Annotated in this window: 13 protein-coding genes and 1 pseudogene; 11 read left to right on the top strand and 3 right to left on the bottom strand. The window is 67.3% G+C overall.

Annotated elements, in window-relative coordinates:
• Both WMF36_RS43505 and WMF36_RS43510 read right to left on the bottom strand, forming a co-directional pair.
• Positions 1-357 carry a hypothetical protein gene (locus WMF36_RS43505; RefSeq protein ID WP_437576743.1) on the bottom strand — a complete coding sequence of 119 codons (357 nt, stop codon included), beginning with the start codon at positions 355-357 and terminating at the stop codon, positions 1-3.
• Between the two features lie 79 nt (positions 358-436).
• Positions 437-2,962 carry a diguanylate cyclase gene (locus tag WMF36_RS43510; RefSeq protein ID WP_437576744.1) on the bottom strand — a complete coding sequence of 842 codons (2,526 nt, stop codon included), beginning with the start codon at positions 2,960-2,962 and terminating at the stop codon, positions 437-439.
• A gap of 555 nt (positions 2,963-3,517) precedes the next feature.
• Between WMF36_RS43510 and WMF36_RS43515 the strand changes: the two genes are divergently transcribed.
• The 9 genes and pseudogenes from WMF36_RS43515 to WMF36_RS43555 all read left to right on the top strand — a co-directional run bounded on the left by WMF36_RS43515 (position 3,518) and on the right by WMF36_RS43555 (position 21,688).
• Positions 3,518-4,045, top strand: a complete 528-nt coding sequence (locus tag WMF36_RS43515; RefSeq protein WP_437576745.1) for a hypothetical protein — start codon at positions 3,518-3,520, stop codon at positions 4,043-4,045.
• A gap of 12 nt (positions 4,046-4,057) precedes the next feature.
• Positions 4,058-4,459 (top strand): annotated as a pseudogene (locus WMF36_RS43520) (sigma-54 factor interaction domain-containing protein); the annotation flags it as partial.
• A gap of 369 nt (positions 4,460-4,828) precedes the next feature.
• Positions 4,829-5,131, top strand: coding sequence for a helix-turn-helix domain-containing protein (locus tag WMF36_RS43525; protein WP_437582033.1), 303 nt, complete (start codon positions 4,829-4,831; stop codon positions 5,129-5,131).
• Positions 5,132-5,477: 346 nt separating this feature from the next.
• Positions 5,478-11,942 (top strand): RHS repeat-associated core domain-containing protein, encoded by a 6,465-nt coding sequence (locus tag WMF36_RS43530; RefSeq protein WP_437576746.1) that lies wholly within the window; start codon positions 5,478-5,480, stop codon positions 11,940-11,942.
• Between the two features lie 7 nt (positions 11,943-11,949).
• Entirely contained in the window at positions 11,950-12,540 is a 591-nt protein-coding gene (locus WMF36_RS43535; RefSeq protein ID WP_437576747.1) for a hypothetical protein, read from the top strand.
• Between the two features lie 136 nt (positions 12,541-12,676).
• A complete protein-coding gene (locus WMF36_RS43540; protein WP_437582034.1) occupies positions 12,677-12,964 on the top strand; it encodes an IS66 family transposase in 288 nt (95 codons plus the stop codon).
• 39 nt (positions 12,965-13,003) lie between these two features.
• The gene (locus WMF36_RS43545; RefSeq protein ID WP_437576748.1) at positions 13,004-15,376 is read left to right on the top strand and encodes a hypothetical protein; all 2,373 of its coding nucleotides are present in this window, start codon (positions 13,004-13,006) and stop codon (positions 15,374-15,376) included.
• A 169-nt stretch (positions 15,377-15,545) separates the two neighbouring features.
• Complete coding sequence (locus tag WMF36_RS43550; protein WP_437576749.1) at positions 15,546-21,215, top strand: RHS repeat-associated core domain-containing protein; 5,670 nt, start codon at positions 15,546-15,548, stop codon at positions 21,213-21,215.
• Positions 21,212-21,688, top strand: coding sequence for a DUF6896 domain-containing protein (locus WMF36_RS43555; RefSeq protein ID WP_437576750.1), 477 nt, complete (start codon positions 21,212-21,214; stop codon positions 21,686-21,688). Before WMF36_RS43550 ends, WMF36_RS43555 begins: the two co-directional genes overlap by 4 nt.
• On the opposite strand, the gene WMF36_RS43560 is transcribed toward WMF36_RS43555, so the two are convergent.
• A complete protein-coding gene (locus WMF36_RS43560) occupies positions 21,619-22,191 on the bottom strand; it encodes a hypothetical protein (protein WP_437576751.1) in 573 nt (190 codons plus the stop codon). The genes WMF36_RS43555 and WMF36_RS43560 overlap by 70 nt on opposite strands.
• A gap of 112 nt (positions 22,192-22,303) precedes the next feature.
• On the opposite strand from WMF36_RS43560, the gene WMF36_RS43565 reads away from it, so the two are divergent.
• The gene (locus WMF36_RS43565; protein WP_437576752.1) at positions 22,304-22,534 is read left to right on the top strand and encodes a hypothetical protein; all 231 of its coding nucleotides are present in this window, start codon (positions 22,304-22,306) and stop codon (positions 22,532-22,534) included.
• 149 nt (positions 22,535-22,683) lie between these two features.
• Positions 22,684-23,094: a hypothetical protein gene (locus WMF36_RS43570; protein WP_437576753.1), complete on the top strand. Its 411-nt coding sequence runs from the start codon at positions 22,684-22,686 to the stop codon at positions 23,092-23,094.
• Positions 23,095-23,110: the final 16 nt, after the last annotated feature.

A 23,110-nucleotide genomic window follows, 5' to 3' on the forward strand; every position in this document is an offset into this window, starting at 1 on the left:
TCAGCGGGGCTTCTCGTCCTTGTCGTCCGGGTCGACCGCGATGCGGAACCCGGGATCCTCCGGGGTGGGCCCGGTGGGCCGCGCCGCGGGGGCGTCGGGCCCGCCGCCGCCCTCGGGGCGATCCTCGCGCGGCGGCGCCGGAGGCGGCCCCTTGCTCAGCTCGGCGCCGAGCCGGCCGACCACGTTGGACGCCGCCCGCACGAGCTCGCGCCCGGCGTCGTCGATCGCCTTGCCGACGCTCGTGCGATCCATGTCCTTGCGCAGGTCCACGGCCGTCTTGCGCGCCGCGCGCCAGAGCAGGCTCAGCCCCTGCTTGAGATCCTCCTTCGGGTCGTCGCGATCCGGGTCCGAGCTCATCGCGCCTCCTTGGCTTCGCCTCGCCGCGTCGAGGTGGCTTATGTTCCCGCCGCGCTGGCGCCGCAAGCGGCGCGCCCCGTCAGGCCGCGGTCTTCGGCTTGCTCGTGGGATCGACCTCCGGCGGACGCCTCGGCTTGCTCCGAGGCTCGGCCTCACCGGGCGTCTTGGCCGGCGCCGGCGAAAGCGAGGAGGCTGCGGCGCGCTTCCCGCCGGGCGGTGCGCCATCGTGCCCCGCGGACGCCGGGCCGCCGCCCGCCGCAGACGGCCTGCGCTGCGGCGCGGGCGCGGGCGCCGGGGGCCTCGCGGTCGTGCTCGCCGGCGCCGGGGGCCTCACGGTCGTGCTTGCCGGCGCCGGGGGCCTCACGGTCGTGCTTGCCGGCGGGGGCCTCACGGTCGTGCTCGCCGTCGCCGGGGGCCTCGCGGTCGTGCTCGCCGGCGCGGTCGCCTCGGCCGCGGGCGGGTGCCCGCTGCCCGACCGGTTCGCCGGCGACCACGCCGTGGAGCGGTTCCGGCCCGACCGCTTCGAGACGTAGAGCGACTCGTCCGCGGCCTTGAAGAGCTCCTCCCACGTGCTGCCCGCCTCGGGGTAGGTGGCGATCCCGATCGAGCAGGTGACCTGGCACTGCACCGGGCCGCCGCTCCCGGCCGCGTGGAACGTCGTCCGCTCGAGCTCCTCGCGCACGCGCTCGGCGAGCAGCATCGCGCCGCGCGCGTCCGTCTCCTCGCAGATCACCACGAACTCCTCGCCGCCGAAGCGCGCGACGGCGTCGGTCGTGCGCTTCGCGCGCCGGAGCACGTCGCCGAGCCCCTTGATGATCACGTCGCCCACGTCGTGGCCGTACGTGTCGTTCACCTTCTTGAAGTGGTCGATGTCGGTCACGAGCACCGAGAGCCGCCGCGAGAACCTCCGCGCCGCCGTGATCTTCTGGTCGGCCACCTCGAGCATCGCCCGCTTGTTGAGCAGCCCGGTGAGCCCGTCCATCGTCGCGAGCTCCTCGAGGCGCCGCATCATCCGCGCGTTCGAGAGCGACACGGCCATGTGGCTCGCGAGGACCTCGAGCGTGCTCCGCACCGAGTCGGTGAAGGCCGCGCGCCGCCGCGAGCCGAGGACCAGCGTGCCGAGCGGCCGGTCGTGCACGACCAGCGGGAGCACGATGATCGACGGCATCGACGGCGGCGTCACGCGGCGGGTGAAGACGATCTGCCGCTTCTCGTCGTACTCGCCGCGGTACGGCAGCGGGTGCCGGTTCTGCAGCACCATCGAGACGAGCCCCGCGTTGTGGCGGAAGCGCTGCCCGGTCAGCTCGGCGCCCCCGTCGCCGCTCACGGCGCGGATCTCGTGGACCTTCTGCGCCTCGTCGTACAGCGTCACCGCGGCGAAATCGACCGACGTGATCTCGCGGGCGCTCGTGACGCCCGCCTCGATGACGCCGGGCTCCGTGGTGGCGGCGCCGAGCGCCTCGGCGGCGCGGTAGAGCTTGCCCTGCTCCACCTTGGCGCGCTCGAGCTGGACGAAGACGCGCTCGTTCTGGATGGCGCGCACGGCGTAGCGGCACGCCTCGTCGATGAGCTCGAGCTCCCGCGGCGAGAACGGCCGGTCCTCGACGCGATCGACGACGAGCACGCCGCGGAGCTTGCCGTGCTCGAACACCGGCAGCGCGCAGACGGCGCGCACCGGGGAGGGGCCGACGTAGTAGGGGAGCTTGTAGCCGGGCTTGAGGCCCCCGATGACGACCGGCGCGCGCTGCGTGATGGCCGCGCCGAAGACGCCGTCGCCCGAGAGGAACGGGCCCTCCGAGAGGTTCGGGGCGTCGCTCGCGAGCTCGCTGATGCGCAGGTGCGTGCCGGCGTCGTTCTGCCAGAGGAGCATCGCGGTGTAGAGGTCCAGCGACTCGCGCAGGAGGCGGAGCGCGAAGAGCACCGACTGGTGGATCTCCTCGACGCCGGAGCGGGCGAGCCGCTCGTCGTCGCCCTTCTGGGCCGCGCCGCGCGCCTGGGCCGGGGCGGCGAGCAGGCGGTAGCTGCGCGCGTCGTCGCGGAGCCGCTCGATCTCGGCCTGGAGGCGGGTGTGGGAGGCCTTCCGGACGCGGCTGATCTCGGCGCGGAGGACGGCCGCGTTCAGCATCGAGAAGACGGCCATGAAGCCGATGTGCGGCGCGGCGGCGCCCCACGCGATCGGCGCGCCGCGCGCGGCCATGGCCGAGCGGACGGCGATCTCGAGGGCGGCGGCGGCGATCGCGACGAGGAGCGACGCCGCGGGGCGGGCGAAGGCGCTCACGAGGGCGATGACGACGTAGAGGGCGGCGTGGGCGTCGCCGTCGAGCGAGCCGTCGAGGCGGAGGACCGCGGCGAACGTCGCGACGACGAGGAGGGCGCCGACCTCGAGGTCGAGCAGCGCGCTCGCCTCGATGGCGGCCGCGCGCCGCCGCGCCCGCTGGACGAGCGCCGCGAGCAGCACGAGCAGCGCCGCCGCGGCCGCGACCTGCGGCAGGCGCTCGGCCGCGTCGAGGACCACGAGCCCCCCGAGGGCGAGGGCGCACGCGAGCGGCGCCGCGTTGCGCGCGATACGGCGGGCGGTGAGCACGGCGAGCACCAGGTTGGCCATGGGCTCGCATGCCGCTATCAGAGGCCGATCCCGAGGGCCCAGTTTTCTGCCGGCGGAGGCGGCTGTGCGGTGGGGGGAAAGGGGCGAGAGAGGGGGTGAGAGTGTGGCCTGGAGTCGTGGATGGATGGAGAGGTTGAGGGGCGCTGGCTCGGGTACGCGGAGGCGGGGCAACGATGCTTGTCGACACGTGCGCGGCTCGACGATCGCCATCGGGCACCGTGAACGACCTTGCGGGCGCAACCGAGCTACCCGACGGGACCATGGACGGTTGGTACGAGAGGAGCGCGAGAGCGACCGGGGCTGGTCGGCCCTGGGGAGGCACGGCGCAGAAGTGTGGCAATTGTGTGGCGGCTAACTAAATGCTGGACGAACACCGGGAGAGCAGCGATAGAGTAACGGATCGTGTCTCAGCGTCAGTGCAGCACCGAGATCAGGGGCGGTGACAGCTTCGAGGCTGTCGCTCAGGCGTCCGCTCTTACGACAAGGATGACCGAGGGAGCGCGAGGCGAGCAGACGAACTCGGCGGAATGCTCCTTGCGAGACTCATGGCACCAGATGGAGACGCTGAATGGCGTCGACACGGGGCCGGAGCGTCGCGCATCCGGGGTGGCCCATGGCCTGCGCTTCACGTTGCTCTACCACCCGGACCTGCGCCGGATCGGCGCGCGGGCAACCACGGTGGCCGTCCCTGGGTACGCGGTGCCCCTTTCCCGCCTCGAGCCCGAGTTCGCGCAGCCGCGCATGCACGAGTGCGCGGCGCTCTGCGACCCTCATGTGAGCCGGAAACCTCATCTTGTGACGTGGGGTGCAGACGAGTCGCTGACCATCACGCCCGCGGGGCGGGGACAGCTGTCTGTCGATGGACAGCCCATCGACGAGACCCACCGGTTCTCTCCGGAGGCCCTGCGCGCGGGGCTGCTGTTGCAGCTCTCCAGGAGGATCGTGATCCTCGTCCACATGGTGACCGCCGCGCCCCCAGCGCCGAAATACGGGCTCGTCGGCGACAGCGACGCCCTCGAGGTGGTCCTCAGGTCGATCGCGCGCGTTGCCGATCTGCAAGTCCCCGTCCTTCTCCGGGGGTAGACCGGCGCTGGCAAGGAGCGCGTCGCGCAGGCCATCCACCAGGCGAGCCCGCGGGCTGGTCGCCCCTGGCTCGCGGTGAACATGGCCGCGCTTGCCCCGACCACCGCGGCCGCGGAGCTGTTCGGGCACGCGAAAGGGGCCTTCACGGGGGCTCACCAGCGCCACGCCGGCCTCTTCGAGCGCGCGCACGGTGGGACGCTCTTCCTCGATGAGATCGGCGACATGTCGATGGATGTCCAGGCAATGCTGCTCCGGGCGCTCGAGACCGGCACGATTCTGCCGCTCGGCGACACCGAGCAGCGCGCGGTGGATGTCAGGGTCATCGCGGCGACCGACGTCGACCTGGAGCACGCCGTCGCGCAAGGCAGGTTTCGCGCGCCGCTGCTCCATCGGCTACAGGGCTATACCATCACCCTTCCTCCACTTCGCCGGAGCCGCGAGGACATTCCCCGCCTGCTGCTCCATTTTCTGCGCGAGGAGCTCGCGCGCGTCGGAGATCTGGGCCGGCTGGAGTCGCCCGCGGACGCCGCACTGCCGTGGTTTCCTCGATCCCTCATGGTGCGGCTGCTCCAGCACAGCTGGTCCGGCAATGTGCGCGAGCTCCGGAACGTCGCGCGGCAGCTGGTGATCTCCAGCCGCGGCGCCGACGCCATCGTCATCGATGAGAGCCTGGAACGGACGCTGGAGCCGGCGCGTCAGACACCGCGGCCCCTGTCGGATGCACCGCGCCTTGTCGAGACGCGAGATGCGGACGCCTCCACGGCCAATCCAGCGGACCACCCCATGGACCGGGAGGTCGACGAGGACGCCTTGCTCAGGGCGCTTCGGCAGAGCCGCTGGTCGATCGGACCCGCGGCGGCGACGCTCGGCGTCTCGCGCACCGCCCTCTACCGTCTCATCGAGCGAAGCCCTCACGTCCGCAAGGCGGCGGACATCCCGGAGGGCGAGCTGATGCGCTGTCACGACGCGTGCGGCGGAGATCTCGACGCCATGTCGGCGCGTCTCGAGGTGTCGAAGCGGGGGCTGACGCTGCGCCTGCGGGAGCTCGGTCGCGCCGGGCGGCTGCGCGAAGCGCCGCCGGACTGACCGCGGCGGGCCGGAGGTCCGCGCACGGTCCGTGCTCATGGGCGGTCGAGCGACTCAAGCGTCCAGAAATCGTCCGCCAGCGTTCACGGACGGTTCGTGGACGCTCCACGGACGGTTGAGCGCACCGCGCCGGGGCCAATGACGGGTTGAAATGGCCGGGGTTGGCGCCGCCTCGTCCCATGGCACAAGAGCTGCTCTACGGCGGCCGAGGGGGGCGCGCTGGGCCGCCGCTCGACGGGCGCCGCGCGGGGCTCGCCGGGGGCAAAGATCGCAGATCTCGAAAGCCCGAGTCTGCGAGCCCAACGCCGCCGTGTGCCTTCGTCGCGAACATCTCAAGGAGCGATCCATGTACAAGGTTCGATATTTAGCGTGGGGGGTCGCCTGGCTGCTCGCCGGGTGCGCAACCCACCAAGACGGGGCGGAGCGCGGGGACGCCCCGGAGCCATTGTCCAACGTGCAAGAGGCGCTTGAGGCAGATTTTGACGACCTCACGCCGCCGGAGAGTGAGATCGATTCCACCGATGACCCGCTCGATCCTCTCAACCCTCCGCCCCCGGATCCGCCGGCGCTGCCGGAGGAGCTCGTGATGCCCGCCGACCCGATCGTGCCAACGAGCGACCGGGTCGGCGCAATTCCGGCGACCTGGGCCGTAGAGCAAGGACGCGCAAGATATCGAATCCCCATTGAAGTTCCGAAAGGTCGTGCAGGAATGCAGCCTGACCTTGCGCTCTCCTACGAAAGCGGCGATGGGAACGGACCGGCAGGCGTGGGGTGGAGCGTGACGGGGTTGTCCTCCATCAAGCGGTGCGCGAGGACAATAGCGACCGACGGAAGGCCGCGCGGTGTCATTTTCGATGACAAGGACGCATATTGTCTGGACGGACAAAGGTTGCTTTCTGTTCCGTTGCACTCAGCCCCGCCGGGCGCGATCGAGATGCGGACAGAGCGAGACTCGATGGCGCGCGTCCTCCTGTATGGCTCTCTGGGAGACCCAACGCGCTTCGAGGTGTGGGGCAAGGATGGGCGAATTTCTACCTACGAGCGCCTGGCAGCCAAGCGTATCCGTCCGACCACGGTGACGTCCGGTTACGTGGAGGAGAACGAGGTCGGCGTCGCCTGGGTCCTGACGCGGGCGGAGGACCGCGCCGGCAACGCGATCACGATCTCGTACGACACGCGGCAGAATAGCTCCGCGCCGTTCGATTTTGCCTATGCGCCCCGGAATATCGAGTACACGTCACGACAGGGAGAGTCTCCGCGCAGGAAGGTCCGCTTCGTGTACGAGTCGAACCCGGACGATCAGTTTCGATACGTCAGCGGCGTGCGCCTGAGCCAGCCCTGGCGGCTGCAGAGGCTGGAGATGTACGCGCTGGGCTGGCAATCGCCCGACACGACCCTGGCGTGGGAGTACCGGCTATCGTATGAGGAGAGCCCGACGACCGGGCGCTCGCGGCTCCACCGGGTCGAGCGGTGCGGAGCCGAGGGGTCGTGCCTGCGCGCGAAGGTGGTGGAGTACGACGATCGGCCCCTCGCGTTCGAGGCGAAGCCCGTCGCCGCGCACGACGCGCCGAAGCCGCACTGGCTGGACAGCGAGCCGAAGCCGCTCGTGATCGACGCGGATGGGGACGGGCGCGATGACCTCATCTACCGCATCTTCGGCACCAATAGAGACTTCGGCACCCCCAGCTACGACGATCCCACGGAAAACTCGCTTTGGCTGCGCCTGGGGACCGCCGACGGCCTGGGGGCGCCCATTCTACTGCTAGCCGGCGCTGGGGTTGACGATACGCTCACGTTCTTCGTGGGGGCTTCCATCAAGGTGGATGTGAATGCGAGCGGGAAGATGGCATTCACAGCGAAGGGGTGGGGAGACCATCCGAGCTATCCGCTTCTCCGATTCAATCCGTCTACCAAGCGACTGGACTCCGCGGGGCTGGCGTTCCCAGGAATCATCGTGACCGGAGGCTATTACCTGCCGTTGCCCGCAGTCGCGGCAGACATCGACGGCGATGGTCGCGCAGATATCGTTCATCACCCTATGGATGAGTCCGGGGAGTTTAATATCCACTGGAACCGAGCGCCGTCATTTGGCTCACTACCTCAGATCATCCAAGGACCCGTTGAGGCATGCCCCACCTCGCAGCGGGTTCTGGACAAGACCGGCGACGGGCGTGGGGACGTTCTGTTCGGCTGCGGATCAAAGCAGCTCCTGACGGCCGCCGACGCTGGAGCCATCGTCGTCGAGGACGCCGATGACCTCTACGGCGACGGGGACGACCTGGTCGTCGACATGAACGCGGATGGGTTGGACGATCTGGTTTATCCGATATACGACGACGGAGTGACCGGTGTGCGCTGGAATACCGGTAGAGGGTTTGGGCCCGTCGAAACGGTTCCGAATGGACCGGTTCCCGATACGTTACAGAACACCGACGAGGGCTTGCGGACGGCCGACTTCAACGGTGACGGCCGCACTGATTTCGTCGTCTTCCGCAACTACCCGACCAGAGAGATCGAGGTGTCACTGTCAACGGGCAGGGGCGGCTACCGACCGACCATGATGTTGCCGTTCGACTCGGGGATGCTCTTCAACAACGGAGATATGCCCTGGGGCGCGTCGCGCGTCGGCGACTTCAACGGGGATGGGCAGACGGACCTGGTCCACGTCAACTCCACGACGTCTGACTGGGAGGTGCTGCTGAACCGCGGTGTTGATACCGATCGCGTGGTCGCCGTGAGAGACGAGTCCGCGGAGCAGCCGCAGGTCCGCTTCTTCTACGCGCGTGTGCGACCCGACTCCGCCGCCACGTGCGTCTATCCGCAAGTATGCCAGAAGCGCGGGGTGTCGGTCGTGCAGCAGCTCTGGGAAAACCAGGGCAGTCAAGTCGCCGCGTTCCGCCGGACGATCTACGGCTACCGTGATCTGCGGTACGACTGGTACTCTCGGAAGTCGCTGGGGTTCGGTGAGATTCGCATGTGGGAGCCCGAGCGCCCTCGAGAGACGCGGATCACCTACGACCACACGACCCGGGTCGACTCCCGCTATCTTCTCGCTGGGTTGCCGTCCAAGACGGTGGTGATCACCCCTGTCCTCGGGCCATCGGTCGTAGGTATACCTCCGGAGACGAGCGCGCCCACCACGCGCATCGTCGAGACTGTGAAGCAATATTCGGTTAAGCTGCTGCATTCCGGCCTCACGTATTTTGCGTTCCCGTCCGCATGGACCGAGAACGAGTGGGAGCAGGCGGCGACCATCGACTGGGCAGACTTCGCGTGGACCCATGTGAGCTACGCAGGCTCGAGCATGCCGAGCACGCGGCGCTCGCAGGTGGGGTCGCAAGCCCTCGATGAGTTCGCGAACGTCACCGAGGTGGCCACATTCACGACGGGTGGGCAGCGTCATATCGTTTCGACGACGTACGACAACCTGACGGAAGACTGGCTCATCGGACTCCCGCGGCAGCGGCTCGAGACGGAGTACAAGACCGGGAGCACGCCCCCCGCGCCCCGCAAGGTGGAGTGGACGTACGACGATCGCGGCCTGGTGCGCGTCGTGGATATCGAAAAAGGAGACGCAAATGAGTCGATTCCGATCTCAATCACGTACAGCCGTAACCCGGACGGCCTCCCGTGGATGATCGTGCACTCGCCGGTCAGCGGTGAGGACCGACGGCAGTACATCGACTGGGGCGACGCGTCGCTGGGCGACGAGCGCGTCTTCCCCAAGCAGAGATGGACGGACGTGAATGGCATCGATCATTCGCGGTGGACTGTTTACCATCCCGCGACCGGAGATCTGATCACCGAGATGGATAGCAACGGCGTCACCGTGACGCGGCAGTACGACGAGTTCCACCGCCTGCGCGCGGAGACTCCGGAGGGTGGCGCTCCCACCGGCGTGACCTATGAAGCGCTTCGCGAGGGTCCGCTGGTGACGGGCACGAAGGCGACGGTCGCGCGCGGCGGCGCCGTGGCGGCGGGCCGGGACATCCTCTTTTTGGATGAGCTTTCGCGCCCGATGGAGATGGCCCACGAGCGCTTCGACGGAGTGCTCGCGAGCAGCCAGCAGAGCTATGACGTGCTGGGGCGCGTCGTTCGGACGACGCGGCCGGCCACGTCCGAAGAGACGGTGCAGGTCACTCGTTATAGCTACGACTCGCTCAACAGGCTCCTCGAGGAGCGGCGCCCGGATGGGAGTCGCAATCACTACGAGCATTCGCTCCTTGAGACCACCTCCTTCGACGCCGAGGGGCGCGAGCACCGCACCACGATCGACTGGGACGGGCGCCTGGTGTCCAGCACCCGGGTCGCGCCGGAGGGGACCCAGACGCTGCGCTACGTGTACGAGCCGTTCAGCCTGCTGGGCAAGGTGATCAACGAGTCCAGCGGGAATTTGGTGCTCCTGGAGCAGCGTTATGATCAGCGCGGCCGGCGCAGATGGTACAAGGATCCTGTGTCGGCGATGACGAGCGTGACGTACAACGCGTTCGGGGAGGCGGTCGCGCTCGTGGATTCGATGTCCACGCGCACGTTCGAGCACGACGCGCTGGGGCGTGTCGAGACGATCGTGGACGCGGATGGCGAGACGGAGTTCGTCTGGGATACGGCGGCGCACGGCGTCGGCCGGATGGCCAGCTCTACCAGCCCGGACGGAGTTCAGAAGACCTTCGCGTACGACGGGCACGGGCGGCCTGAGGCGACGACGTGGACCATCGACGGCAGCTCGTACGTCATTGAGCCGACGTACGATTCCCTGGGGCGGGTGGACCTGCTAAAGTACCCGGCGGTGCAGGGAGCGGCCGGGTTTTACGTGAAGCACTACTACAACGCCCATGGCTACCTTCGTGCGGTCGTCCGCCAGCGTGCGCTCGGGGAGGTGTCGATCGTCGCGCCGATCTGGCGCATGAACAGCCGCAACAGCGACGATCTGCCGCTCTCCGTTCAGCTCGGCTCGACGGTCGAAACGACGTACAGCTACGAGCCGCTCACAGGGCTTCTGGATCGGGTTCAGGCTCCTGGGGTGTACGATCTCGACTACGATTACTATCTGGATGGCCGCGTCAAGCGACGCTACGACAGGCAGTCGAATCGGGATGAGACGTTCGGGTACGACGCGCGCGAGCAGCTCAGGTGGTGGGAGCTGCAGACCAACACGACGTCGACGAGGACGGATTACTCGTATGACGCCCTGGGAAACGTCAAGGAGGTGTTCGTCGACGGCGCGCTTCGGGAGGAATACGTCTTCGGGCCGCCTTACAGGCCGAGCGAGGTTCGGATCGGCGGCGCGGTGGCGGACACGCTCTCGTACGACGTTCGCGGTCGCCTGTTCAGCCGAGGTGGGCCACGCGCCCCGATGGGCGTCTCGTTCACGGAGTTCGACCTGCCCAGGCAGGTGGTGCACGCGGGCGGGACGACCTCGTTCCGGTATGACGCCGACGGCAAGCGTGTGATGAAGGAGGGCCCTTCGGAAACGGTATTGACGCTCGGTCGGCTGTACGAGCGGCGGACGGCGGGAGCGCAGACAACCCACGTCTTTCATGTATTCGCGGACGGCGAGGAGGTGGCGCAGCACTTCGTTCGCCCGGACGGAAGTTCAGAGCGCCGCTACGTGCAGAAGGACGCGCTCGGAAGCGTGGGCGTGGTGCTGCGCCCGGATGGCAGCGTGCTCTCCCGGAACTTCCATGAGCCCTTCGGTGGGCGCATCGACGAGAACGGGGCGCCGATCGCCGGTCTGCCCCTCGGGATCAGCGACGTGCGGACCGGGTTCACGGGGCACGAGCATGACGACGAGCTCGGCTGGATCAATATGCAGGCGCGTGTGTACGATCCGAGCCTTCGTCGGTTCCTCACGTCTGATCCCGTCATCCCGTCGCCGCTGACGGTGCAAGGGTACAATCCCTACGCCTACGTCTTGAATGATCCTCTCAACCTGAGGGATCCGACGGGCTTCCAGCCGTGCGACGGGGATTACTGCACACCCGATACGCCCGTGACGATGGAGCCCCCGCCGGGCGTCACCATCGATCGCGACGGCACTGGCACGAAGGAGGTGAATGTCTTCGAGGACGGTGTGGAGCTCCTTCCCGAAGACGATGGCTCCATCGAGGGCTCCGGCGGTGACGGTGGAGCGGATCCTGGCGGAGGACTTGGCGGCGGCGAGGGCGGCCCCTCGTCGGCGGCGGACAGAGGGGAATCCTGGTTCAGCATCGCTCCGATGACGGAGGTGGACGCGAGCCTGCTCATGCACGCCTGCCTCGATGCTTGTGGCTTCGCGCCGCCGCCGGTCGGCCCGACGTGCGACGTTGTGAATGCCTGCGTCTACTTGGGGGAAGGTGACGCGGGGAATGCGTCATTGAGCCTCATGGCCGCTACGCCTGGAGTCGGTGATGCCAGCAAGCTTTATTCCAGCCTGAAGGGCGCGGGGCAGGTTGGCAAGGCCGGCAGGATGGCTCGTGAAGCGGGGGCAACTCAGGCTGCCGCAAGGGGAGGAGCGCACCTAACTCGCCAGATTGCGGGCACACCAGGGCTGCAACACTCCTTCTCTCGTCACGCGGCTCAATGGTTCGGCCGGGAGGTATCGCCCAGTACCCACATGTCACAGTGGCAGGCACTGGCGGAGCGAGCAGCCGCGAGCGGCAAGCAAGTAGGTTGGAGTACCGGCGATGCAGCGACCATTGGTCATCTCTCACGCATCGACGGGAAGAATTTTTTCGTGCAATTTTACGCGGGAGGGCCTCGTGCGGGTGAACTGGCAACGGCCTTCGTTCCTAACCAGAGTCAGCTTGGTGCAATTCTATCAGCGATGAAATGAGATATCTATGGACGCCCCGTTTCTAGAGCTGTCATTTTATGTCGGCACAGCAGGCGTGCAGCCTACGCTTGAGGCGCTGGTCACCAATCTGTCACCTGGGCCTCTACCCCGGAAGATTCGTCTGCCCAATATGGTCGGGCTAATCGAGGAAGCGGAGGAGATCGAGGTGCTTGGTGATATTATAGTTCTACGCACCGAAGGTGAAGCCTTCTGCGGGTCGGATCGAACAAAGGTGGCACGACTGAAAAAGCTTGGGCGTCAGGTGTATGAGCGGTTCGTAGAGGTTGCGGATAGGATACCTTGCATCTATGGAGCCATATTGGTGGAATATTCCCTGGAGAATCCTGGGGCACTTCGACGAGACTCAAGGAGTCTTGCCTTTCGCAACTTCTTCCTGAGCAAAGAATCGCTCGCTCTTGTAGCAGTCCAACAGGCTGTGGTGTTGGCAGGCAGCGATGTATTCGTCGAAGAGCACAAGCGTGGGGTGTATATCTCGATGTCTGCCGAGTTCAATCCGAAAGGTCGGCATGTCGATCCGCTAGAAGCCCAGGAGCGATCTGCAAAGATCGCCGCTATTATCGGCCGGGCAGCAAAGTGAACTCCGACGGGCCGCGCGCGGCGGTCGCAGAAGCTGAACTGAACCCAGGGTTACTGTCTTCCCCCTCCTTCCCCCGAGGCATCAGAGGGCGAGGGGGGGCAGCACCGGCGGGCGTGCTGCCTGAGGGGACCCCGCCATCGCCGTCAGGAGCACGTGGTGCAGCCCGGACGAGCGCCTCGGGATCCGGCAGCGCGAGTCCGCCCCGCTGATCGAGAGGCTCTTCGCCTGGGTCGAGGCGCAACGGCTGGTCGTCCCGGAGCATGCGCCGTTGCGCGAGGGGCTGGTCTATCTGCACAACCAGGGGGAGGCACTGTGCGAGCTCCTCTCCAATGGGGAGCAAGCTGGAATCGTCCTGGAGATGTCGAGGAGCGTCGTGATCCTCGAGGATCTTGGCGGTTCGGACTTCCTCGGCTTTCAATCGTAAGGGTTATCGAGACTGCGTTCTGACAGGGGGCTACTGCGCATGGGCATCCAGGAGTCCAAGCGGGCCGCGCTCGACGCCGAGGTGCAGCGCAGCGAGGCGCTGCTCACCACGGCGAAGGACGATTACGTCGCCCATCGCGCCCAGTACGTCACGGAGGTGCTCGAGCAGCTGAGCAACGACTCCGACCGGGAGGAGCTCGCGCAGGACCTGGAGAGGAAGATCCGCGAGTTCTACGACCTCAACGAGGACCTCGTGGGGCTGAAGGACAACATCGCCATCGACGAGGCGCAGTTCGGAAGCTTCGCCGCCGCCTTCAACACGGCGCGGGAGCGGGAATCGACGGCGGGCGAGCAGATGATCGAGCGCGCCCCGCCGCAGACGCTGAATCTCACCGGCGCGAGCGCCCGTTACGCTCCCTCCGGGAGCGGGATCGATAACGACGTGCTGAATTTCGCGGTGCTGCGCGGCGGCGCGGCCTTCAGCGTGCAGGCCAGCAAGGGCGACATCCTGAACCTCCGGAGCACGGGGAGCTACGTGCCGAGCTGCGCGCTGCGCACTACGCAGCTGCCGGTACCCTGGGTGCCAGGCACGACCGCGGACATCGTGACGTCGCCCACGGGCCCCGGCGGCTACCTCGTCACGTACCAGAACGATCGATTCCAGTCCTCCTCCGCCGGGGAGAACACGTTCGAGGGCTCCTCGCAGACCGAGCGCACCTGCACGGGCGCTTCCGGGAACCTCGTCGTGAACTTCTACGGTCTGGGGGGCGGCGCCACGGCGACGCTGGACGACTGCATCGAGGAGACGCACGGCTCGCAGCTCACGACCAGCGACCAGCGGGGCTTCGAGCAGCGCACCTCCGCCTCGTTCGCCACCGGCCTGCGCCTGCCGGGCACGCCCTTCCCCGACGCGCCCGTGGGCAGCCTGCTGCTCGTGGAGCTGCCCCGGGGCGGCATCCTGCGCAACCAGATCAGGGACGTCCGCGTCCTCCACGAGCCGAGCACCTCCGTCGTGGTGAACAGCGATAAGGCCGATTACTACCTCGTGGTCAACGACAAGGGCGACTGCAGCCCGGATCCGATCGACACGGCGTACAACCTCGCTCTGCAGATCCACCACCTGGCGCCCTCGGGCGCCGTCGCCCGGGCCATGGGCCAGGCGATGGCCGAGACGCTGACCGAGCTGCGCAGCAGCATCCCGGCCAAGCTGACCCAGGGCGGCGTGACGCCGAGCGAGATCGCCGCCCTGCGCGACGCGGCGAACTTCAGGCTGCTCACGAAGTTCGGAGAGGCGTGCCCCGGCTGCGTCGCCTCGCAGATGCCGGACGTGTACCGCTCGCTGTTCGACGCCTTCGTGAGCAAGGAGCTCGCCCAGCTCGAGCGCCGGGTGCAGATCTACGCGCTGGAGCGGGCCATCGAGACGCTGCGGCTGGAGTTCAAGTTCCTGCGCGACGACCTCGCCTGGAACGAGGAGAGGGCGCGGCTGCTCGAGCTGCTCCCGATGTGGAACCTCCGCAATCTCGACGGGCACAAGATGCGGGACGGCCTGCGCGCGCTCAGCACGCTGGTCACCGACTACCTGCACCCGGTGATGGACCTGCGGTATCCGGGGGTCGCGAGCAACCTGAGGACCCACGAGGCGCTCACCAACCTGGTGAGGGCCGACTGGTCCGCGGCGTTCCCGGAGCTGAGCGTCAAGGCGATCGACGCGGTCACAGCGATCAAGTCCGCCCTGAGCTTCAGCCGCACCGCGGACCCGGACCCGCACTACACGCTGGTGGCGCTGAGCTTCCCGAAGCCCGTCGCTCCCGGCGGGGAGGAAGAGGGTCCGTCGGAGTGGAGCAGGGCCGACGGCGAGCGCTCCGAGGCCCTGTGGAGCACCCTGACGTCGACGGGCAGGTTCACCGTCAAGATCACCCCGGAGGACGTGTACACGAGCGAGGGAGGCAGCGGCGGGTGGCTGCTTTGCACGGCGGCCACGCCCATCCTCCACACGATGGCGTTCTACCTGGTGCGGCCGAGCAGCTCCAACAACGAGGTGCTCAACGGGCAGATGAAGCAAGCCGACGTCCACTGGGCGAGCACCTTCGACTTCACCGGGGAAGACGTCACGAAGACCTACGTGATGGACAGCCCGGAATGGCTGATCGGTGCGCCGCGCATCCTCTTCGGCGCCGCCGACGAGGCGCTCGCGAAGTTCCAGGAGCACGAGACGCTGAAGGACGAGAGCGACCAGAACATCGCCGGAGACGGCCTGTCGCCCTTCGGCACGCTGGAGGTGGACATGGCGCGCCTCCGCAACGCGCCGAGTCCCCTCGATGACGCCACCGAGCTCGTCGTGACGATGCAGGTCGACCGGCGCACGGTGCTGAGCGCCAGCCAGCCGGCGTGGTGCTCGGGCGACACCGAATGACGTGACGGCAGGGCGGGCGCGCAGGGGCAGGACGCCACGGTGAACCACGGGAGCTCCGGGATCGCCCGGAGCTCTCGCGCGCTCCGGCTCGCGCCGCCATGCCTGCTCGTCAGGCTGAAGCCAAGTAACGCGAATTTCTGAGATCGATTGTATTTACGAGGAGTGTTCGATGAAACAGATTGCGACAGGGCTGCGTTGGTTATGGAGCGCGTGCGCCGTCCTGCTGGCGAGCACGGCGGCCGCGCAGCCCAGCTTCTACGATGCCAAGGTGCAGCCGCCGCAGCTATCGGCGCCGGCGCGCGGCTCGATCGCGGGGGAGTACGCGCACGTCGCGCTCGGACCTGCGGACGTATCGAGGGGCGGCTTCGCGCTGCCCGGGCCGTTCAGCGCGCCCGAGGACCGCGGGCCGCTCCTCTCGTCACCCTTTCCGAGCTACTCGCCGGGCGCAGGCATCTCGGAGTGGGGGATGGGTTGGAAAGCCGACTCCTGGGCGGTGTCGCGGTGGCGAGCGCGTGGGGAGCTCGACTTCGCGACCGACGAGCTGACCAGCCCCTGGGGGCGGCTCGTGCGCGGCGCGGACGGGGCGTGGTACCCGGCTGGCCTCGGCGCGCGCGTGCGCGTGGAGGTCTCGGGGACCGCCCTCACCGCAACCCTGCCCGATGGCAGCACGTGGAGTTATGGCGGGAGCTCCACCCACGTGGTCGAGACCCAACGCGGCGTCTACTCATGGCTGCTTCGCGAGGCGACCTCGGCAGAGGGGGAGAGAACGGAGTTCGTCTATGCGCGCAGCCCTTCAGGGCGCCCTTACGTGCAGTACGTCGGCTATGGCGGGCGCGGCGGCGCTCACCAGGCTCTCATCGAGCTCGGGTACAAGACGCTCTCCAGGCCATTTGTCGACATGCGTTCAGGTATGGAGCAGAAGCTCGACTGGCGAGTGTCCAGTGTACGGGTGTTTGCCCGGCACGCGACCAGCGGGGAGATGACCGAGCGCTGGCGCTACTTTCTGAACTACCAGGCGGCGGACGTGGGGCCGGCCTTCTACCTGAGCGAGGTGCAGCAGATCTTCGCCTCGGGTGAGATGGCGCCGCTCGTGCGGTACCGCTACCACACGGCTTCAGCAGCGCTGGAGGCGGCCGCGTTCCAGCCCGTGCCGAAGCTCTCGGGCGTCCTGTCGGCGTGGGGCGACGCCGCGATCCTGCCGTGGCGCGCCGCGCTCGTGGACGAGGATGAGGACGGCAGGCTGGACTTCGAGCACAGCCGGCGCCACGCGCTCGCGGTCCAGGAGGAGGCGGGCTTCCGCGTCGAGGAGCTGCCGCCGCGCGGCGCGGGCGTGGAGCCGCTCTGCCGCCCGTCGGATTACGTCGGCAACGAGCCGCGCCTCCTCGCCCGCATGTGGCCCGAGTCCGCGGCGTCGCACGTCGTCCATGTGCAGACGGGCGCGAGCGGCACCCGCTCGGACGTCCGTGTGTGCAGGCGCGACGGCACGCTGCTCGCGCAGCAGCGGCTGACGGGCAACTGGCAGCTCGGGCCGAACACGCGCCTCGTGGACATCAACCGCGACCAGAAGCCCGATCTGCTGCGCGTCTACCAGGGGGGCTATGAGGTGGTGCTCAACGAGAGCAGCGGCGAGGGGGCGCTGGCCTTCGGCGCGGCGCGCACGACGCGTATCAGCCCGGTGTTCTCGCCGCACACGACGTGGGTGCACGACATGAACGGCGACACCGTCGCGGACCTCGTGTCCAGGTACGAGAGCGGCTTCGTGGTGTGGCTGGGCGACGGCCAATCTGGCTTCCAGACGACCGGTCAAGTCTACGCGGTGCGGGACAAAAACGGCGTCCAGATCTCCGATCTGCCAAGCTACTCGGTGACGTTCGTCGACGCCAACCGCGACGGGCTCGCCGACGCGCTGCTGTCGCACCCGAACGTCGCCGCCCTGCTCGTCAACTCGGGTAGCGATTTCCGGGAGACGCCGGTGCCGGGGCTGCGCTTCTACAACGGCAGCACCAGCGTGGCCGTGGTGGGCGACCTCGCCGGGACAGGCGACACCAGCCTCACGGTGACGCGCTACGGCGAGGCGTACGCCCTCTCGGTGGAGCGACCCGAGACAGGGCTCCTGGAGTCGGCCGACGACGGCAAGGGCACGGTGCTGCGCTTCTCCTACACGCGCAGTCCGGCCGGCCCCGGCGCGCGCCAGCGGTACCCGGTCCTCGAGTCGCTTCAGGTGAAGTCGTCCGGGTACGAGGCGACGGAGTACGTCTATGACTACGCCGGGCCTGTCCACCACAGCGTGGGCGAGTTCCTCATCGGCTTCGATCTGGTGATCCGCCGGGCGGGCACCGCGACCGAGGAGATGAGCTTTCATAACGATGATGCGAATGCCGGGTTGCTTCTGTTTTCTAACAAGGAGGACCATCTCTCGCCCCTGGTGCAAGAGTACGGGTACCGGCAGTACGAGGACGCCTTGTTTCAGGGCATCCCCTTCAAGCGTCTGAAGCTGGAGGAGACTGGCTGGCAGGACGCGTCGAGCGCGCTGGGCGCCGCCGTGAGCGAGACGCTGGAGTACCTCGAGTACACGGGCGAGCTGTGCCCGACGCGGACGCGGCGGATGACGGCCTCGGGCACGCTGGAGACGCAGCTGACGCTCGCGTCGCCCGCGGCCCTCACGCAGCACCTGCATTGCCTGGAGGGCGCGGCCGTGCTCACCGGGACGCATGAGCGACCCGAGCTCGATTTCCGGCACGAGGTGTCGCTGTCGCGCAACGACATCGGACGGCTGGAGCAGGTGGAGACGCTGGGCCCCGGGGGCGGCGACCGGCTGGTGCATCAATCCGTGGTCTACAACACCGATTACACGGTGAAGAGCGCGTCGGCGCCGGGTCGCGGGACGACGGTGCTCGAGTACGATCCGGAGCGCAGGTTGCTGCAGAAGGTGACCGCGCCCGACCAGGTCGTCCTCGCGGTCACCGAGAGGCACCCCGTTCGCGACGAGGTGCTCGCTCTCACGACCACGCGAGCGGCCAGTAATTTCACGCAATGGTTCCATTATGATAGGCAGGAGCGGCTCGCCAAGCAGTGGAGTGACCTGGGCTCGGCGAGCGAGGGGGACCCGCAGCTCCAGCTCGGGTATGCGTACGCGACGTCCGCCCGTCCGGGGAGCATCGCGGTCACGGCGCTCGTGGACGCGAGCACCGGGGCGAGGCTGGAGACGCGCCAGTATTTCACGGCCGCAGGCGAGACGATGGCGGAAGCGGCGCGCATCGCGGAAGGGTGGGCGTTTGACGACGTCATCACGCGCGATCCGGGCCTGCGGATCGTCACGCACCATGCGCGCTCGACGTTGCCTCCGGTGACCGACATGGCGCGCGTGAGCTACGCCCAGCTGCTGGAGGGCGCGGAGTGGAAGGCCACCGCGCGCGCGGACGTGTGGGGAACGGAGGTGGCCGTGCTCGAGCGCCTGCACGCCGATGTGGAGCGCGATGTGGGCGCGTCGCTTACCGTCGGGCCGGAGGGCGTCCTGTCCAGCGTCAAGGACAACCTCTCCGAGGGCGGGGCGCTTCCGCCGGCGCGCAGCTGGAAGGACGCGGGCGGGCGTGTCCACGCGGTTGAGGACGAGGCCGGCAACCGCACCGAGTATGTGTACGACGCGCTGGGGCGGCTCCGGGACGTCGCGCTGCCGGACGGGTCGGGCCACCGGGTGACGTACGATGTGCACGGCCGCGTCGGGCGCGTGGAGCGCGACGGGGTCGCGACGGTCGCGTACGAGTACGACTCCGGCACGGGCCTGCTCTCAGCCAAGCACTTCCTGTCGCCCGACGGCGAGGAGGTGCGCTCCGAGCGCTGGCACCACGACGCCATCGGCCGCGCGACACACGAGGTGCACACCGATGCTGCGTCGGGGGACACGCAGACGTACCGCTTCTATTACGACGGCGCGACGCCGGCTCAGCCGACGGCGAGCGACTCGCCGGGGCTGCTGACGGCGGTGACGGGCGAAGGGTTTACGAAGGAGTACGAGCATCGGGCGGACGGGAAGGTCCTGCGGAGCACGCTGAGGCTGGACGGGTGGCGCACGGTGGAGACGGAGGTGGTACGGTACGCGGAGAACGACGAGATGGCCGAGGAGACGACCACCGTGAAGGACGGCAGCGGTCAGGTGCTGTCGGCGGTGACGAAGCGCTATGGCTGGGATGCGCACGGGCGGCTGAGCACGCTGCACGTCAACGGGCAGCCGGTGGCGAGCTTCGGCTATGATTCGCTGGGCCGGCTGGATGGGGTGAGCTTCGGCAGCGCGGGCACGGTCGAGTTTGGCTACGACCCGCTGACGCAGGAACGCGTGAGCGTGGCGCAGACGACGGCGGCGCAGGTGACGTCGGTGGGGTGGCGGTTCAACAGCCGAGGGTTGACGGACTCGGAAGAGGTGGCGATCGGCGCGAGCACGTGGACGAGGCAGTACGGCTACTCGCCCGAGGGGTTCCTCGCCACGGCGGAGGACGCGGCGGGGGCGTACGCGTACGCGTTCGACGCGAGCGGGCTGCCCACGGCCATCACGGAGGCAGGCAGCACGCGGACGCTGGGTTGGGACGGAGATACCCTGGTGGCCGGGAGCGTCGTGCATACGTTCGACGAGCTCGGGCGGACCGTGGCCAGAGGGGACCTCGCGCTCGCCTATGGGCCGAGCGGCCAGGTGGCGACGGCGACCCGAGGCGCGACCTCGTGGAGGTTCGTCTATGACGAGGACGGCCAGCGGCTGGCGAAGCTCAGCGGCGCGGGCGCGCCGCTGGCGGTCTACCTCGAGGATGGGAGCTACCTGGATGCGTCCGGGCTGACGGAGCCGGTGCACGTGGGCGGGCAGCTGGTAGGGCTGCTGAAGAACGGCGCCTTCCAGATGCTCGCGGTCGACCGGCGCGGCACCGTGATCGCGGACGCCGGGGGCACGGCTCGGCTCGCATCGCCGTTCGGCCATCGCGTGGTGCATCCGGCCGATGCGGCCGCGGTGGACTATGTGGGGAAGGGGTATGACGCGGATCTGGGCGTGGTGCGCATGGGGGTGCGCGACTACGACCCGACGATCAACCGGTTCACGACGCCGGATCCGCTGTTCCTCGAGGAACCCGGGCAGTGCGTTGCGAGCCCGGTCGATTGCAATCTTTACGGGTATGCGCGGAATCGTCCGCTCGACTTCATCGACCCGGGAGGGACCAATCCTGTCCTGCTGCAGCAGTGGTTGCAGAGAGTCGCCCCGGTCGTCGAGCAGGCGGTGAGGCGGGCCGGGCCTGCTGTGGTGCAGGCGGCGAGGCAGGCGCGGCCTGCTGTGGTGCAGGCGGCGAGGCAGGCCGGGTCTCGTGTGCAGACGCTGGGGAAACAGGCCGCCGAGTTCATGAAGAACGACGCGAAGGCGGCCTACCGGCACACCAGGAATGCGGTGGAGTTCACCAAGCGCGCCGTCAGCAAGATCGCGGGCAAGGCAGAAGTTGCCACACCGACTCCGAGTGCTTCGTCCTCGTCTCCAGCGGTAACAAAGGAAATAACGAATGTTTTGAAAGCTAGCCCATTCTCGTTCCAACGCACCCATGGTCTGGCAGGACGAGCATCAGCTCGGAACCTCGCCAACCTCGTGGAGAGTATGCGTACCGGTGGATGGAACGGTCCACCGGTCAAGGTCATCGAGCATAACGGGGCGAAGTATGTTCTTGATGGTCACCATCGGCTCGCAGCGGCGAGGAAGGCTGGAATCGCTGAGGTGCCGTATGAGACGGTTCCGGTTCAGCAGCTTGGCCAATATGGATACCGCTCGATTGATGAGGTAATGAGCGCAGCGAGTGAGGCTTTCGGAAGATGAACGAAGTAAATCAGGAAACGGTCATGCTGCACCTTGTCTGTCGGTATATCGCCACAACGACTCGACTGGCGACGCAGCTTCGCGGAGAGCTCGGTGTACATGATCTTCTCGGGGCCGTCAATAATCGTGTGTTTCCGCGTACGGGGCACCTTAAGGACGGCGCCTCGTACCATTTTCATGGCGTCGGATGTTCTGTCGAAACACCAACGCTCTGCGTGGACTTTGACTTCGGGCCGAATGGGCGTGTTGATGGCTTCGATGCCTGGCGTCTGCGCGCGTTCGCCGAGCAGTCGCCGGATGACAGCCAGTTTCATGACCTGAAAGTCGTCGAGGCTGCGCTGAGGGACTTGGAGACGCGAGGGATCGTGAAGAAACTTGGGTGGGCGCCAAGTCCACATCTCTATTACCTTTCTGATTCGGTGGAGTGTTCCCAGTCGGGCCAGCCTGGATTTTTACAGCAGAAGATCAGTTGACACAAAGGCCAACGACGCCGATCAGGGGAGCGCGACCTGGAACGAAGCTCCTCCCCACCAGGGGACAGCGACGGGCGCCAGGTTGTGGCTGGTGCGTTCAGCACGTGGCGCTTGAAGACATCCGTCCGGCGGCGCAGCGTGACGAAGATGATCGCCTGGGCACCCATGCGGCTCAGATTCCTGTAGGTGGTGAGCTTCGAGTCGAACACCAGGTGCGGGGGCACCTGGCCGTGCGTCTTCTTCCAGAAGTCGACGAAGCGCAGGACCTCATCGCTCTCCTCTCCCTTACGCAGGTCAGCGTTGGCGTAGCAGAGCACATCGCTGTTGGCGTCCTGGGCCATGAAGGTGAGCACGGCCTTGTCGCGGCGGCTGCGCTTGGAAAGGTAGTGGCGCTCGACGAACTCGTCCCGCCCGAAGAAGGGAACGGCGTGAAAGTCGAGGTTGAACGACGCGCCCGCGAGCGCGAGATGAGCGCGCAGGTGGCATTCTTCACAGCGGAACACAGAGTGCCGTGAACCTGACTCGGTACGGCAATGTCATTCAATTCAATGCGCCGGACGATTTTAATGCACGGTTTTACGCGGAGACCGGTGAATTTATCGGGTTAATTAATACATGAACAGTGCAATGTTGCGATGGCGGAAGTTCTCAGCACTTGATCGGGACTTCCCCATTTACGAGCTGGTGGATGGCGACGCAATCGTGCTCGATCTCACCGGAGACGAACGCGGAAACTTCGAGATCTCATTTCACGACGGTGCTCGTGGCCGGGTTCTCGACCTTGCAACTTTGGAACGTCTGCTTGCGGAGGCCAAGAGTCTGCTCATGCAGGAAGAAGCTGATTGATCAGACTTGTCCCGCGCCCGAAACAACGCAACCTTGGAGGTTCATTCGAACATGCCGATTTTACGGCATGTGCAAGAGTAGCTGACAGATAGAGGTGTGCAATTCTTCGAGCACTGAGAGGGGAGGGGAAAGTGTCGGTTAGTGCTGGTATGGTACTGAAGTTGGCTATCGAAAAGGGGTCGGGGGCAATTCTCGATGCACTGCTGGCGTCCAGGTGGTCCGCGCGCGACGATGGCTGGTGGTGCGTTCCGGCAGGCGAGGATGTATCCGAGTGGCGTCTGCTGGAAGGGACGAGCCGGACAAAGCTCGATGCCTTGTTTTGTGAAAAGATGAACGCCGGTGAGACGTTCGGCATTCGTCTATGGTGGGAAGGGAACGACGTCGGCGGCGAACTCCTCGTGTCCCCCAGCGGCGAGTTGGTGTTCAGCCCGACGATGGACCGGGTCACTCTGGACTCGCGTATGACGGATGTTTCGTGGTATCTGTCTCGGCTTCTGCCCTTGTTTACCAGGCCTGGCGACGTCCAGCTGGACAGCTGGAGCTGGTCCGAGACAGCATAGCTGTGTCTGCCAGTGC

Source organism: Sorangium sp. So ce887 (assembly GCF_051521455.1).
In the GTDB taxonomy this organism is placed as follows: Bacteria; Myxococcota_A; Polyangia; order Polyangiales; family Polyangiaceae; genus Sorangium.

Bases quoted from the DNA above. Each gene is read 5' to 3' on its own strand.
- WMF36_RS43505 (WP_437576743.1), bottom strand. From the start codon at position 357: ATGAGCTCGGACCCGGATCGCGACGACCCGAAGGAGGATCTCAAGCAG.
- WMF36_RS43510 (WP_437576744.1), bottom strand. From the start codon at position 2,962: ATGGCCAACCTGGTGCTCGCCGTGCTCACCGCCCGCCGTATCGCGCGC.
- WMF36_RS43515 (WP_437576745.1), top strand. From the start codon at position 3,518: ATGGAGACGCTGAATGGCGTCGACACGGGGCCGGAGCGTCGCGCATCC.
- WMF36_RS43525 (WP_437582033.1), top strand. From the start codon at position 4,829: ATGGACCGGGAGGTCGACGAGGACGCCTTGCTCAGGGCGCTTCGGCAG.
- WMF36_RS43530 (WP_437576746.1), top strand. From the start codon at position 5,478: ATGTACAAGGTTCGATATTTAGCGTGGGGGGTCGCCTGGCTGCTCGCC.
- WMF36_RS43535 (WP_437576747.1), top strand. From the start codon at position 11,950: ATGGACGCCCCGTTTCTAGAGCTGTCATTTTATGTCGGCACAGCAGGC.
- WMF36_RS43545 (WP_437576748.1), top strand. From the start codon at position 13,004: ATGGGCATCCAGGAGTCCAAGCGGGCCGCGCTCGACGCCGAGGTGCAG.
- WMF36_RS43550 (WP_437576749.1), top strand. From the start codon at position 15,546: ATGAAACAGATTGCGACAGGGCTGCGTTGGTTATGGAGCGCGTGCGCC.
- WMF36_RS43555 (WP_437576750.1), top strand. From the start codon at position 21,212: ATGAACGAAGTAAATCAGGAAACGGTCATGCTGCACCTTGTCTGTCGG.
- WMF36_RS43565 (WP_437576752.1), top strand. From the start codon at position 22,304: ATGAACAGTGCAATGTTGCGATGGCGGAAGTTCTCAGCACTTGATCGG.
- WMF36_RS43570 (WP_437576753.1), top strand. From the start codon at position 22,684: ATGGTACTGAAGTTGGCTATCGAAAAGGGGTCGGGGGCAATTCTCGAT.